The sequence below is a fragment of the Streptomyces griseorubiginosus genome (assembly GCF_017614965.1).
GTDB lineage: Bacteria > Actinomycetota > Actinomycetes > Streptomycetales > Streptomycetaceae > Streptomyces > Streptomyces griseorubiginosus_B.
On the sequence record NZ_WVUG01000637.1, the window covers coordinates 1 to 1,483 of the forward strand.

2 protein-coding genes and 1 rRNA gene are annotated in these 1,483 nt (G+C 68.7%); 1 reads left to right on the forward strand and 2 read right to left on the reverse strand.

The genetic code is table 11. From position 1 onward, the window contains the following. The coding region (locus GRC12_RS44385) for a type IV secretory system conjugative DNA transfer family protein (protein ID WP_208786086.1) at positions 1-735 on the forward strand (735 nt) is incomplete at its 5' end. Here GRC12_RS44385 and GRC12_RS44390 read toward each other — a convergent pair. Next, positions 736-1,287: a GNAT family N-acetyltransferase gene (locus tag GRC12_RS44390; RefSeq protein WP_208786087.1), complete on the reverse strand. Its 552-nt coding sequence runs from the start codon at positions 1,285-1,287 to the stop codon at positions 736-738. It abuts the gene before it with no gap. Positions 1,288-1,356: 69 nt separating this feature from the next. Next, positions 1,357-1,473 (reverse strand): 5S ribosomal RNA (gene rrf, locus GRC12_RS44395). Positions 1,474-1,483: the final 10 nt, after the last annotated feature.

Below are 1,483 nucleotides of genomic sequence, written 5' to 3' on the forward strand. Positions count from 1 at the left end.
CGCCTCCACTGGTCGCCCACCGCCGGCTGCGAACGCAGAGACACGGCCACCGCACGGGCCGCCGCCCTCCTCGCCCCCATCCGCCCCACGGCCAAACTGGACGAGGCCCTCTCCACCACGGCGGAAACGCTCCTCCGCAGCTACCTGCACGCCGCCGCCGTGGACGGCCGCACCATCCGCCACGTCCACCGCTGGTCCCAGGGCACCCAGGTCCAGGACGCCGTCCGCATCCTCCGTACGAACCCCAAAGCCTCCCCCGGCTCCGCGGGCGAACTCGAGGCCGCGCTCACCGCGCACCCCGACCGCCGCGACATGGCCCAGGAGTTGACGACGAGAGCACTCTCCTCCCTCTTCACGGTCAACATCCGAGAGGCGTGCACACCCAACCGAACCGATGCGCTCGCCTTGGATTCCTTCGTGGATGAAGGGGGAACGCTTTATGTAGTGGGGGAATCCATCGAGGATCCCAGGAGCAACCCAGGCGCGATGCCTCTCCTGACGGCCCTCGTCTCCAGCGTGGTCGAGCGCGGGCGGTGCATGGCCGAACGGTCATCCGCCGGTCGCCTCGACCCACCACTCACGCTCGTCCTGGACGACATCGCAGCCGTGGCCCCGCTCCCCCAACTCCCCGAGCTGCTCGCCACGGGAGCGGACCGCGGCCTGCCGACCCTGGCCCTGCTCCGCTCCCGCGAACAAGGCCGCGCCCGCTGGCCCCATGACGAACTCCCGGTCTGATCAACCGGCCTCGCGCTCCAGGGCGAACTCCAACTCGGACTCCCCGCCGGCTTGCGCCAACGGCACGGTCACCCCGGTCGGCACGAACCCGACCTTCCGATACAGCCGCTGAGCCCGCCCGTTGTCCTCATGCACGATGAGCCGCACCCGCTCGGCACGCTGGGCCCACGCCCACTCAAGACCGGCGTCGAAGAGCACTTCGGTGAGCCCGATCCCCCGGTACTCCGGCCGCACGAACACCCCCACGATGTGCCCCTGCCTCCGCTCGACGGGAAACCCGGCCCAGTCGGTGGTCCCCGCCTCTTCTATGAGCACGGTCAGCGTCCCGACCCACTCACCGTCCGGCCCCTCGGCGATGATCTGCTGAGCCCCGGTGGCCCCATCACAGCTCCCCTTGGCCCGCTCCTGCCAGAAGGAGTCGGGATGGGCCAGAGCGTTGTCGTATGTCTCCAGAAAGGCGATGGGCGCCACCGGGTCCTGCAGGGCGACGAGCCGCAGCGCCTTCGCGGCCGGCCATTCATCGGCACGGATGGAACGGATCTTGTAGCTCATGGAGCCACGGTAGCGGAACGCAGAAAACCCCCGCGCCGGTATCCCCGGCCGGGGGTTTTCTCACAAATTGTTCGGCGGCGTCCTACTCTCCCACAGGGTCCCCCCTGCAGTACCATCGGCGCTGTAAGGCTTAGCTTCCGGGTTCGGAATGTAACCGGGCGTTTCCCTCACGCTATAACCACCGAAACACTATGAA